Origin of the sequence: Bacillus sp. ISL-18 (assembly GCF_018613415.1) — a bacterium.
Classification (GTDB): Bacteria; Bacillota; Bacilli; order Bacillales; family Cytobacillaceae; genus Neobacillus.
Genome location: NZ_JAGGQG010000010.1, coordinates 168,698 through 181,605, shown reverse-complemented (window position 1 = coordinate 181,605; position 12,908 = coordinate 168,698). Strand labels below are relative to the sequence as shown.

The window sequence follows — 12,908 nt, the reverse complement described above, 5'->3', positions numbered from 1 at the left end:
GTGAATTTATCACCAAATCCATCAAATGGTTTAACACCTGCAACGGCTGATGATGTTCTAACCGAAACAAAAGTATCAGATATTAAACTAGCTTTACGCAAAGAACCTGAAATTCAAAATTTGGCTCGTACGATTGATGAACGTGACCAAATTCAAATATTAGAATTTGGGAAAGAACCAGCAGTGCAAATATCTCGTTTTTCAGATCAAATTTTAAGCAATATGCGGACGACAAAAGTAGAAGATTCCGGTGAACTATTAAAACATCTAGGCCGAATAATGGATAAATTTGATGCCAAGGATTTTCAAAAGACGTCTGGGGGACTATTCGGAAAGCTTTTTAAAAAAGGCGAAAAAATGGTTGAAAAGCTGTTTGGCAAGTATCAGACAATGGGCTCAGAAATAGACAAAGTGTATGTGGAAATCTCTAAATATCAGCATGAAATGGTCGATGCGACCAATATGCTAGAACAAATGTATGAACAAAATTATCAGTACTATTTAACCTTGGAAAAATATATTGTTGCTGGTGAATTAAAGGCTGAGGAGCTGAAGAACAACACCCTTCCACAGCTTGAGGCCCGTGTCGCCCAAGGGGATCAGCTTGCATCTATGCAGTTAGATTCGTTAAAAAATGCGATCGAACTCCTCGAGCAGCGTATTTATGACCTGGAAATGGCTAAGATGGTTTCACTTCAAACTGCACCACAGATTCGCTTATTGCAAAGAGGGAATACCAAACTTATTGGAAAAATTAACTCTGCCTTTGTGACGACGATTCCTATTTTTAAAAATGGTTTAATACAAGCTGTGGCAGCAAAAAGGCAAAAGCTTGTAGCAGATTCAATGAGTGAGCTTGACAGAAGGACCAATGAGATGCTGTTAAGAAACGCACAGAATATCTCTCAGCAAAGTACCGATATCGCCAGACTTGCTGGCGGCCCGAGCATTAAAATCGAGACGATTGAAGAATCCTGGAATATTATCATCAAAGGGATGCAGGAAACAAGAGCAATTGAAGAGGAGAATAAACGCCTTCGTTTAGAAGGGACGAAACGTTTAGAGCAGCTGCAAGAGAACTTCAAAAATATGAAACAATCCTAAGTTCTATACAAATATGTTAATGGAGTGATTGAAATGGCGATTAATTTACAAAAAGGTCAACGAGTTGATTTAACAAAAGGAAATCCGGGCTTAACTAAGATCCTAGTAGGATTAGGCTGGGATCCCGTTCAAAGCGGCGGTGGCAAGTTGTTCGGCGGCTTATTCGGAGGCGGCAGTGCTGGTGCTAATGTAGACTGTGATGCGTCTGTCATTATGCTTGGGGCAAATGACAAATTACAAAACAATAAAGATGTTATTTATTTCGGGAATTTAAGAAGTAATGATGGCAGTGTCCAGCACTCGGGGGATAACTTAACCGGAGACGGTGACGGTGATGACGAACAAATTGTAATTGACCTAAGCCGTGTCCCATCAAACATTCAAAAACTCGTCTTTGTTGTTAATATTTATGATTGTATAAAAAGAAAACAGCATTTTGGAATGATTCAGAATGCGTTTATTCGAATTGTGAATCCTACTACAAACCAAGAGCTGCTTCACTACAATTTAACAGATAATTATAGTGGACTTACCTGCCTTGTCACAGGTGAAATTTATCGCCATGGCAATGAGTGGAAGTTTGCTGCTATTGGCAGCGGAACGAATGCCGCAAGTTTAAGTGAGGTTGTTCGTTCTTACAGTTAATAAGAAATGCAAGAATGACTCAAATGTAATGCAGCTAAACAATCGAAAAAAATTCATTCCTTTTTATTTGAAAAGCTTGGCTCGAGGTGATTTATTTGGGTATTAACTTATCAAAAGGACAAAGAATTGACCTGACAAAAACAAATCCTGGATTAACAAAGGTGATTGTCGGTCTTGGCTGGGATACAAACCGGTATCATGGTGGTAACGACTTTGATTTGGATGCCTCTGCTTTTCTTACGGATGCTAACAGCAGGGTCCTTCAGGAAAGTGATTTTATTTTTTACAATCAGTTGATTCACCCTTCAGGGGCGGTGGAACATACAGGTGATAACCGCACAGGTGAAGGGGAGGGCGATGATGAGCAAATCAAAATAGATTTCAGTAAAGTTCCTTCTTATATTCAGCGTATCGCGATTACGGTCACAATCCATGAGGCAGAAGCAAGAAATCAGAACTTTGGTCAAGTTGCTAATGCCTTTGTCCGCCTGATGGATGAGGACACCGGCAGTGAGGTCCTTAGATTTGATCTTGGCGAGGACTTTTCGGTTGAGACAGCCGTTGTTTTTTGCGAACTGTATCGCCATAATGGAGATTGGAAATTCAATGCAGTTGGTAGTGGTTTCGCAGGCGGCTTAGCGGCCCTTTGTCGAAATTTTGGTCTTGAAGTTTAAGTTTATGTTCATTTGGGAGCTGCCATCATGATTGGCAGCTTTTTTTTATCATGATACAATGGAGGAATATGAATGACAGGGAGTGTCTTTAGTTGAAACAATATCTGCAATTATGCGAGCATGTTCTTAAAAATGGTCATATAAAAGGCGACCGTACCGGGACTGGGACAATCAGTACTTTTGGCTATCAAATGAGATTTAACTTAGAGGAAGGGTTCCCGCTTTTAACGACAAAGAAGCTGCACCTAAGATCCATAATTTATGAATTGTTATGGTTTTTAAAAGGAGATACGAACGTGCGCTACCTGCAAGAGAACGGGGTGCGGATCTGGAATGAGTGGGCTGATGAAAATGGTGAGTTAGGACCAGTCTATGGCCATCAATGGCGCTCTTGGACAGGGGCTGATGGGAAAACCGTTGATCAAATCAGTGAATTAATCGAGCAGATTAAAACCAATCCAAATTCACGAAGATTGCTTGTCAATGCCTGGAATGTAGCTGAAATTGATAATATGGCTCTGCCGCCTTGTCATTGTATGTTCCAATTCTACGTGGCAGATGGAAAGCTTTCCTGTCAGTTATACCAGCGTTCAGCTGATGTATTTCTTGGTGTGCCGTTTAATATTGCTTCTTATGCACTATTAACGCTAATGATTGCACAGGTCTGTGACTTAAAACCAGGAGAATTTATTCATACATTTGGAGATGTCCATATCTATCAGAACCATCTGGAGCAGGTGAAATTGCAAATGGAAAGAGAGCCGCGTCCATTACCTATTCTTAAGATTAATCCAAATGTAAAGGACATCTATTCTTTTGAATTTGAAGATTTTACTTTAGAGGGTTACGACCCGCATCCGCACATTAAAGGAGCCGTCAGTGTATGATTTCATTTATTGTTGCGCTGGATCAAAAAAATGCTATTGGTAAAGATAATCAACTCCCTTGGCATTTACCTGAAGATTTAAAGTTTTTTAAGAGAACCACAATGGGACATCCGATTGCTATGGGGAGAAAAACACATGAATCGATTGGCCGCGTCCTGCCAGGCCGAGAAAATATCATCATAACCAGGCAGCCTCATTATCACTGTGAAGGTTGTACCGTTTTTTCATCCATTGATGAGTTTGTGGCATATAGTCAAAAGCAAAACAACGAAATTTTTGTCATTGGCGGAGCCGAAATTTTTCGAGAGACGTTACCATTTGCAAATAGACTATACATTACCTATATTGACGAAACCTTTGCAGGAGATACATTTTTTCCTTCATTCAATCAAGAGGATTGGGTCCTAACATCGGTTGAAAAAGGAATTAAAAATGAAGAGAATCCTTACGATTTTGAATTTAGAATATATGATAGAAAAATTGAAAAATAATAAAAAGCATCATAGTGATGCTTTTTTATTATGAACTATACTTTTAGTAAGGAGCTTCTACTTTTTGATATAATTAATTAATCAATTAATAGACATAATATTCCTAATTAAAAATTAACAGTTTGAAGATTGACTTAACCGATTGTAATTGTTAAATTGTCTATAGTGATTACAATTAATTTGTGAACGGTAAATGTCACTTTAATCGAATTTTAATCGGATTTTGTGAAATAACTATGAATTATTGAGGATTATTACCTCAAAAGGATATTTCAATACTATAATCATAGTAGAAATATAATACATCATTTGAAGGGGATGTAAATCCATGTTTTCTAATATCGGAGTACCCGGTTTAATTTTGATTTTAACGCTAGCATTAATTATTTTTGGACCAAAAAAACTCCCTGAAATCGGTAAAGCCTTTGGACAAACATTAAAGGAATTTAAAAAATCTACTCGTGAACTAACTGATGATGTAATGGAAGATCTTAACGAAGAAAAGAAAAATTTGACTAAATAAGGTGTAAGATTCTATCTTGCACCTTTTTCTTCTCGAAATTTAATCCTATATGGATGCGTGAAAACGTGTTAATCTTTTAAGTGAAATTATTATTTACTGTCAGGAGATTTAACGCATGACATTTTAACCTTTGAAATTGGCAGGGGAAGTACATGGAAGATAAAGAATTAAATTTGGTTGATCATTTAGAGGAACTACGCAAACGAATAATCATATCGGCTCTGGCATTTATCGTCTTTTTTATTGTTGGCTTTATCTATGTTGACGATATTTATAAATGGTTTGTGGGAAGTACGAAACTTCTCGTACTTGGGCCAAGTGATATTATGTGGATTTATTTCATGCTCGCCGGTGTTGTAGCTGTTGCTGGTACGATTCCAGTTTTAGCCCTACAAATTTGGTTATTTGTTAGGCCGGCACTTAGACCAAACGAACGAAAAATAACCGTTACTTATGTTCCAGCACTGTTTATATTATTTGTTTTGGGGCTTTCATTTGGGTATTTTGTTATTTTTCCAATGGTGCTCAACTTTTTGGTGAACATTGGTCAAGATATGTTTGTTACAAACTTTACTGCTGAGAGGTATTTTAGCTTTATCTTGAATATGACTCTTCCATTTGGAGTTTTGTTTGAATTACCAGTTGTAGTTATGTTTTTAACCTCTCTAGGAATTATTAATCCGTTTGTGTTAGCAAAAATCCGTAAGTATGCCTATTTTGTTTTAATTATTATTGCAGTTGTTATTACACCTCCGGATTTTATGTCTGATTTTGTCGTAACTATACCATTGTTACTTCTTTATGAGGTGAGTATTAATTTATCAAAATTCGTTTATCGAAAAAAATTAAAACAACAGCAAAATGAAGACCATGAGGAAGAAAAAGAGGAAGTTGTAAAAGCATAATGGTTAAAAAAAAGACATGGAGAGCTAATTTGCCTCTAGTTGTTAACCAAAAGAAGACCGGGCTGTTTGCCCGGTCTTCTTTTGTTCTATTTATTAAAATAAGTAAACAACATTATTAAGTTTGTTATATTGGAAAACTAATTTATATTTAAAAGTGTAATTAAAAGTTTTTTAAAATTCATTTTTTTTTGCTTTTAATATGGAAACACCTTGATTTTAAGGTGTTTTATAGTTCGATTCTCAAAATAAGTATAATTTTTTGCAATATAGAAAGTAATATTGAGATAACAAGAGATAATGTTGAAATAACTCACCAATTTGCTCTTAATCAGGGGGAAATGCCTATTTTTGGGATTTTATTAGAATTTGCAAATCAAATATACTATGTTTATAAGTTCGTTAAAAAGAACGTTTTTGATGAAAATAAAGAAGGTGTTTGAATTGGGAAAAACAAAAAAATGGCTGGGTAAAATGGTTTCTTTATTAATTTATGGAATATTGATTTTTATGGTTATTACATTAACTTCCTCCAAACTTACGGGGGGAAAGCCGATAGTTTTGGGTCATGAGATATTAACCGTCTTATCTGGATCAATGGAGCCGGATATCAAAACTGGTTCTATTATTTCGGTTACTCCTGTTTCAAATACGAAAGAATTAAAGAAGGGTGACATTATTACATTTAAAGCGGCAGATGCTCCTAATTTATTGATTACCCACCGAATTATTGAAATCGAAAAAGCAGGTGACCGTCTCCAATATATAACGAAAGGAGATAACAACGATGGAAGGGATTCACTCCCGGTTCAAGCAGAAAATATTGTCGCACGATACGATTATTTCACGGTACCTTTTATCGGATATCTATTATCTTTTGTTAAATCAAAGCTGGGGCCTGTACTAATGCTGATTGTTCCTGGTGCCATTATGATCATTTGGTCAATCTTCTCCATCTGGAAAAGTATTAAGATGATAGATACTAAAAAAGAAACACAGCAAGTTAAAGGCATGCCGATGGTTGATGCTTCTTTAAGAACTAAAGAAGTTCAATATAAATTAAAAAATGGTTAGCGACCAGGAGATAAGGAGGAGTTTAAGTGAGCATTAGACAGAAAATCGGAGGAGCAATTTTGACCACAGCACTCGGTGCAGCATTAATAGGTGGAGGAACATTTGCACTGTTTAGCTCTACAACAGAAAACACAGGTAATACCTTTACAGCAGGAACACTAAGTATCAATGATGTGACGGGTGGTGCTGTATTTAAAGATAATGTAAATATCAGGAACCTCGCACCTGGAGATCATGATACGAAAGTATTAACAATTAAAAACACCGGAAATTTGGATGCTTGGGTAAAAATAGACTCCTTAATAACTAATGCAGATCATATTGCAAACAACGGTATTGGCGACTTATTTGAAGGGGATAAGAGCGTTCAATTTACTTTTGATTCAGCAGCTATCCTTATCCCTGAAGGTGAGAGTCATTCATTTAACGTTGATTTTGAATTCCCTGCATCGGCAGGAAACGAATACCAAGGAAAAACAGGGAATGTAACGTTGAGTGTTAAAGCGGTTCAAGCTCGAAATAATACAGAATACGATTCTGATAATAATCAAATGGGTCCTATCAGTTGGCAGTGACAAACCACTTTGGAGTGTTAATGGTTTCTGTCATTTTGAACTTATTAACAGGAGAGGATCAATAAAATGAACAAAAAAAGAAAACTTATGGCTTACTCATTATCCGGTATATTAGGTCTAGGTTTAACCGTTGGCGGTGCCTCATATGCCTTATTTTCAAGCACTGCATCAAATTCTAATAACCAATTTACGGCGGGGACATTAAAAATAACATCCAACCGAGATGATGTTCCAACAACCGGCCCCATGTTTTATACAGAAATGACTGCGGGCGCACCAGGTATCAATCCAACAGGGGCTTGGGCACCAGGAGATAAGCAAACCCGCGGGCTTTTCTTAAAGAATGAGGGAAATCTAAGAGCAAAGCTTAAGACTGTCTCAATTACCAATGGAGAAGGGAGCAAGATAGAAGAAAATCTTAAATTTTCTCAAAAGGCAAAGGTGATTATTTGGCAGGTGAAGTGGTTTAACTCAGTAGGTTTAAATGGAAAACTAACTAATCTGAACGCGACACAAATGGATAAAATTATGAAGTTCCTTAATGATGGATATAGGGAATGGTCGGCTGAAAACCCAGGAGCTGACCCAGCCCAGGATCCAAATTGGAAAAGACAATTGTTACAAGCTGAAAATCTAATCCTATTCCAGCACATAAATGACATTATCGGTACAACTGGTTCCACAGTTACCGATGAACTTGTTAAAGTAACTGACCTTTATGGAGCTAATTTATCTGATTTACTTAATACTGCAGATGTAAGCAGTTTGGGTATTATTGCGGAACCTGATAAAGCGCAATTGCTCGCTTTTACAGTGGAATTACCATTGGATGCGGATAATTCCTATCAGGGCATTTCTGCAAATCTTACTTTTAAAACCTATTGGGAGCAGGTTCAGAACAATTAACTGTTAATGAGCAACAAGTTTAATAGAAATAGATATAGTTCATTTAAAACTTTTAGGGAGAGATGCTGATGCGATATGATTAGGTTTAAAAAAACGAAAGTAGCGGGTCGGAAAATTAAATTGGGTATGCTTGCCGGTTTATTAGCCGTTGGGGTAACGCCGTTTGGAGGTAGTTCTTCATTGAAGGCACTTGCGGCAACTGGTGTTCCAGGAAGTACTCCAGATTATTGGACAACACCGAACTATGCAAATAGCCAGCTGCCTGAATTTGATTCAAACGGCAATCACATTGTGGGTACAGGTATTAGAAAATTTGTCGATACTTTACCAGGCTTGGGCGAAGCAAACAAAAACAATCTTGGGCAATATCTTCCTGTTGCTGTTCCGGATACAACAACCTATCCTGGATCAGATTATTATGAAATTTCCTTAGTAGAGTATGAAGAACAAATGCATAGTGACTTACAGCCAACTAGGCTTAGGGGCTATGTGCAAACGAATACAACAGATGCTTCCGTCAGCAAGCCAAATTACCTTGGACCGGTGATTATTGCTAAAAAGGATCGGCCTGTACGTATTAAATTTACGAACAATTTGCCTACAGGAAGTGGTGGAGATTTATTTTTGCCAGTAGACGAAACCCTAATGGGGGCTGGGATGGGGCCAGATGGGGTACATAAATATACGCAAAATCGTGCCACCCTTCATTTACATGGCGGTATAACCCCTTGGATTAGCGATGGTACTCCTCATCAATGGATTACTCCAGCTGGAGAGGATACTCCATATCCAAAAGGGGTTAGCGTCCGGAACGTCCCAGATATGCCTGATCCAGGCGATGGATCCCGAACATTCTTTTATACTAACCAGCAAAGTGCGAGGCTCATGTTTTTTCACGACCACAGTTATGGACTGACTCGGTTAAATGTATATGCCGGGGAGGCAGCTGGATATCTTATTCGAGATCAGGTGGAGCAGGCTCTGATTGATCAGGGTGTTATTCCTAGCGGCAATAAGGAGATTCCATTAATCATCGAAGATAAAACATTTGTCCCATCTGATACACAGCTGAAAGCTACTGATCCTACCTGGGATACGAATAAATGGGGCGGACAGGGTAGTCCGTGGTTCCCGCACGTTTACATGCCAAACCAGGATCCTTATGAGCTGTCCGGTTCCAATCCAATGGGTCGCTGGGATTATGGACCATGGTTCTGGCCGCCAAATACAGGCCTGAAAAATGGCCCAGTTGCGAATATGTTAGATGGTCAAGAAGGCCAAGCCCCTATGAATCCAGGGACACCAGATGTATCGACTACTCCTGAAGCGTTTATGGATACACCTGTCATTAATGGAACGGTATATCCAACTTTAACTGTTGATCCAAAAGCATATCGTTTCCGAGTCTTGAATGCTTCCAATGATAGAATGTGGAATCTACAATTCTATCAAGCCAAGTCAAATGGGGAGATGTGGAAAGCAGATGGAACGTTAAATGATGCACATGCCGGTGAAGTTAAAATGGTAGATGCTGTCCATAAGACGGGATACCCGGCGACTTGGCCGTCAGATGGTCGTGACGGTGGAGTTCCAGATCCTGCTACAGCGGGACCAGAAATGATTCAAATTGGAAATGACAGTGGCTTTTTACCAAAGCCGGCAGTCCTTAAAAACCAACCAATTAATTATGAATATGGACGCAGAAGTATTACGGTTTTAAACGTATCAACTAAAACTTTATTATTGGGACCAGCCGAACGGGCAGATGTAGTCGTTGATTTCAGTAAATATGCTGGTCAAACCCTTATACTTTATAATGATGCACCTGCTCCAGTTCCAGCTTTTGACCCCCGTTACGATTACTATACAGGGGACCCAGACCAATCAGCAACAGGTGAGAATACTGGCGGAGCACCAACAACACAGCTGGGCTTTGGACCCAATACTCGTACGATCATGCAGATAAAGGTTGCAGCAGATCCAAATGCGACTGATACAACTCAAAATACTGTAGATAAATTGAATGCTGCCCTCCCAAATGCTTTTGCTACAGGACAAAAAGAGCTTATATTCCCAAATCAGCCAGATGATCCAAATCGTAAATGGGTTAATATTCAAGACAACTCATCAACCTTTACACCTCCAGGAACTACCACCTCAGTGACGATGGATCTTAAACCGAAGGCAATTGCAGAGGAGTTTGAACAAAACTATGGACGGATGAACTCAACACTTGGGGTGGAAATGCCAAATACCAACTTCCAGAATCAAACTACCATCATGCTGGGGTATGTCGATCCAACGACAGAGAACTTGCAGGATTCCATGACACCTATTGGTTCCCCGACAGGTGATGGAACACAGCTTTGGAAGATTACTCATAATGGGGTCGATACACATGCAATGCACTTCCATTTATTTGATGTCCAGCTCATCAATCGAGTTGGCTGGGATGGTTCCATTAGGTTCCCGGATGTAAACGAACTAGGCTGGAAAGATACCGTAAGAATGAACCCATTGGAAGACTGCATTGTTGCACTAAGGCCAGTTTCACCGAAGCTGCCATTTGGAGTCCCGGATAGTATTCGCCCGCTTGATCCAACCATGCCTATAGGGTCTACAGGCCAGTTTATGAACGTGGATCCTCAGACAGGAAATCCGGTTACTGTCATTAACAAGATGACGAATTTTGCCTGGGAATATATATGGCACTGTCATTTATTAGGGCATGAAGAAAACGATATGATGCGGACAATGAATTTTAACTTTATAAATACAAAGCCAAGCGCAGCCGTGTTGAGTTTAACAAGGACAAATGGGGGACAAGTAGACTTAACTTGGACAGATCCTACACAAGTTACCCTTAATAATGGTAACTATGATTTGACTAAATTGGGGAATTCCTCAAATGAGATTGGGTTCAATATTATGCGTGCCCCAGTTATCAAAGGGGTAGTCGGATTGTATACAAAAATTGATTCTGTGTTAGCGAATAATATAAAATACACCGATACTACAGCATACTTAAATACAACCTATTCCTATAGAATTGATGCGTATAATGCAGCAACGGCAGCCGACCAGCTTGATCCGATTTCCTATCTGACTGGTGGAACACCTTCTAATACGGTTATTGCTCCTGGACTTCCAATGGCACCTAGCAACTTAACTGCTGCACAATCTGGGGTGAACCTAAACTTAACATGGACAGACAATGCGACAAATGCAACTGGGTTTATTGTTGAACGTTCAACGGATGCTAAAAACTTTAGCTGTGTTGGGACCTCAACTCTTACCAAGTTTACGGACACAAATTTAACTGCAGGGACTACTTATACTTATCGAGTAAAGGCAGTCAATGGAGCACTGTCATCTGATTATTCAAACACAGTAAGTTTGACGATTACGGCATCAGCACCTGCAGCCCCAAGTAATCTTACAGGAAGTGTACAATTCGGACCAAGTGAAAGACTGTCATGGATAGATCAATCATTGAATGAGACCGGATTCACCATTGAACGTTCAAATGATGGAGTGAATTTCACGGTGATCGATAAACGTGGGATAAAAACAGGCAGCGGAACAACCATTACCTATTCTGACACGACTGTACAGGCTGGTATGACCTATTATTATCGTGTAAACGCAGTAAATGGTAATACACCATCGAATTATTCAAATACTTTCAAAGTGACAATTCCGAATGTTCCTGCAGCACCAACGGGAGTAAGCGCTACCGCAACGAGCGGAACTACTACGGATACGATTAGAGTAAGTTGGACGGCGCCTGCCGGTACGATTAGCAGTTACGATGTTCAATTTTCAACTGACCCAACCTTTGTGACGAACGTTTCCACTTACAATACTGGAAGTAACTTGACAATATATTCGAGAACAGGGTTCATTAAGAAAAAGACCTACTATGTAAGAATTCGGGCTGTAAATCAGATTGGAAATTCTACATGGTCAAATTCAATTAATATCCTAACACCTTAAAGGTTGGCTGTGTTAAAGGTTAATTGGAGCGGAACTCAAAATTCAAGATGAACACAGCCTAAAGGTTAAAAAAAGCACCTGACATGACAGGGCTGCGACTCTACCAAATGGTAAAGCCGCAGCCTAAACAAAGATTATTTTTAAAAAGAATTAGTTTGCAATAAGGAGGTACATGAATGAAAAACAATAAAGTCATGCTTTCTGCTTTAATTGCGCTGCTTTTGATTACAGGTACAGGAGTGGCTGCTTGGCAAAATAATCCTGCTTATGCAAAGAGTAAAGCCAAAGCTCCTACAGTAGATGCCAAAGCAATAATGGCCCAGTATTCACCGCCGAAATCCAGGGATAAGGCAGGAACAGCAGGAAATACCATCCGCAGAAGCCGTTTAACCCAAATGAACGTAATCAGTGAAGCAGCAAAAGTATTAAACGTACTGCCAATAAAGATCATGGATGAAATGAAACAAGGGAAAACATTAGTTCAGATTGCCACAGAGAAGGGGATGACAAAAGCACAATTCTTACAAAAATTAAAGGATGTTGACAGTCAGATCGTTGACAATGCCGTTAAAGACGGAACCATTACGAAAGAACATGGGAGTGCAATAAAAGATGGTCAAAAGGATCGGCTAACAAAGAGTCTTACTCTTAAGGCCGTTGATGTGAATGAACATCAGTCGATGGATATGGGAAATTAATAATTACGGGGCTGGTATTTAAGAGCAATAACCGATGACTCCGGTATTATACTGGAGTCATTTTGTTAGTTTGTTTTTTTAAAAGAATACATAATGGTTTTTTAGTTTTATTACGTAAGCCTCCCCTGTGAGCAGGAGTGTGATTACCATTAGATACTCTAGGATAAGAAAGTTCCCCAAAAATAATAGTAATAGACTTGTGGGTATAGTGGTTCAACTTTTAGCATTAATTTATATAGGTACTATAATAACTGGATATACAACGTCTAACACAAATGCCCATTTTAATGACAAACATGAGATAACAGAAAAGATTCGAGCTAGAACATGGGCGGAACAATCGCCTAAGAATGCTGTGGAGTCACCAATGACAACTACTCAAGTTAATCAAACTACCCCTACATCCCAGCCAGAGCATCCAACAGAAGAAGCC

12 protein-coding genes are annotated in these 12,908 nt (G+C 38.9%); all 12 read left to right on the top strand.

Annotated elements, in window-relative coordinates; translation table 11 throughout:
- The 12 genes from J7E81_RS13885 to J7E81_RS13830 all read left to right on the top strand — a co-directional run bounded on the left by J7E81_RS13885 (position 1) and on the right by J7E81_RS13830 (position 12,475).
- The gene (locus tag J7E81_RS13885; protein WP_215042970.1) at positions 1-1,104 is read left to right on the top strand and encodes a toxic anion resistance protein; all 1,104 of its coding nucleotides are present in this window, start codon (positions 1-3) and stop codon (positions 1,102-1,104) included.
- A gap of 33 nt (positions 1,105-1,137) precedes the next feature.
- On the top strand, positions 1,138-1,749 hold the full coding sequence (locus tag J7E81_RS13880; protein ID WP_215042968.1) for a TerD family protein: 612 nt from the start codon (positions 1,138-1,140) through the stop codon (positions 1,747-1,749).
- A 95-nt stretch (positions 1,750-1,844) separates the two neighbouring features.
- Positions 1,845-2,423 carry a TerD family protein gene (locus J7E81_RS13875; RefSeq protein WP_215042966.1) on the top strand — a complete coding sequence of 193 codons (579 nt, stop codon included), beginning with the start codon at positions 1,845-1,847 and terminating at the stop codon, positions 2,421-2,423.
- Positions 2,424-2,515: 92 nt separating this feature from the next.
- Entirely contained in the window at positions 2,516-3,310 is a 795-nt protein-coding gene (locus J7E81_RS13870) for a thymidylate synthase (RefSeq protein ID WP_215042965.1), read from the top strand.
- Positions 3,307-3,801 (top strand): dihydrofolate reductase, encoded by a 495-nt coding sequence (locus J7E81_RS13865; RefSeq protein ID WP_215042963.1) that lies wholly within the window; start codon positions 3,307-3,309, stop codon positions 3,799-3,801. Before J7E81_RS13870 ends, J7E81_RS13865 begins: the two co-directional genes overlap by 4 nt.
- 328 nt (positions 3,802-4,129) lie before the next feature.
- Positions 4,130-4,324 carry a twin-arginine translocase TatA/TatE family subunit gene (locus tag J7E81_RS13860; protein WP_215042961.1) on the top strand — a complete coding sequence of 65 codons (195 nt, stop codon included), beginning with the start codon at positions 4,130-4,132 and terminating at the stop codon, positions 4,322-4,324.
- Positions 4,325-4,476: 152 nt separating this feature from the next.
- Positions 4,477-5,229: a twin-arginine translocase subunit TatC gene (gene tatC / locus J7E81_RS13855; protein WP_215042959.1), complete on the top strand. Its 753-nt coding sequence runs from the start codon at positions 4,477-4,479 to the stop codon at positions 5,227-5,229.
- Between the two features lie 441 nt (positions 5,230-5,670).
- Positions 5,671-6,300 (top strand): signal peptidase I SipW, encoded by a 630-nt coding sequence (gene sipW / locus J7E81_RS13850; protein WP_215042957.1) that lies wholly within the window; start codon positions 5,671-5,673, stop codon positions 6,298-6,300.
- Positions 6,301-6,326: 26 nt separating this feature from the next.
- On the top strand, positions 6,327-6,875 hold the full coding sequence (locus J7E81_RS13845) for a TasA family protein (RefSeq protein ID WP_215042956.1): 549 nt from the start codon (positions 6,327-6,329) through the stop codon (positions 6,873-6,875).
- Positions 6,876-6,941: 66 nt separating this feature from the next.
- Positions 6,942-7,781, top strand: a complete 840-nt coding sequence (locus tag J7E81_RS13840; RefSeq protein ID WP_215042954.1) for a TasA family protein — start codon at positions 6,942-6,944, stop codon at positions 7,779-7,781.
- Between the two features lie 75 nt (positions 7,782-7,856).
- Positions 7,857-11,777, top strand: a complete 3,921-nt coding sequence (locus J7E81_RS13835) for a fibronectin type III domain-containing protein (protein ID WP_215042952.1) — start codon at positions 7,857-7,859, stop codon at positions 11,775-11,777.
- Positions 11,778-11,953: 176 nt separating this feature from the next.
- Positions 11,954-12,475: a hypothetical protein gene (locus tag J7E81_RS13830; protein ID WP_215042950.1), complete on the top strand. Its 522-nt coding sequence runs from the start codon at positions 11,954-11,956 to the stop codon at positions 12,473-12,475.
- Positions 12,476-12,908: the final 433 nt, after the last annotated feature.

Excerpts from the sequence above, each read along its gene's own strand:
- J7E81_RS13860 (WP_215042961.1), top strand. The coding sequence starts at position 4,130 with ATGTTTTCTAATATCGGAGTACCCGGTTTAATTTTGATTTTAACGCTA.
- J7E81_RS13835 (WP_215042952.1), top strand. The coding sequence starts at position 7,857 with ATGATTAGGTTTAAAAAAACGAAAGTAGCGGGTCGGAAAATTAAATTG.
- J7E81_RS13830 (WP_215042950.1), top strand. The coding sequence starts at position 11,954 with ATGAAAAACAATAAAGTCATGCTTTCTGCTTTAATTGCGCTGCTTTTG.
- J7E81_RS13865 (WP_215042963.1), top strand. The coding sequence starts at position 3,307 with ATGATTTCATTTATTGTTGCGCTGGATCAAAAAAATGCTATTGGTAAA.
- J7E81_RS13840 (WP_215042954.1), top strand. The coding sequence starts at position 6,942 with ATGAACAAAAAAAGAAAACTTATGGCTTACTCATTATCCGGTATATTA.
- tatC (WP_215042959.1), top strand. The coding sequence starts at position 4,477 with ATGGAAGATAAAGAATTAAATTTGGTTGATCATTTAGAGGAACTACGC.
- J7E81_RS13880 (WP_215042968.1), top strand. The coding sequence starts at position 1,138 with ATGGCGATTAATTTACAAAAAGGTCAACGAGTTGATTTAACAAAAGGA.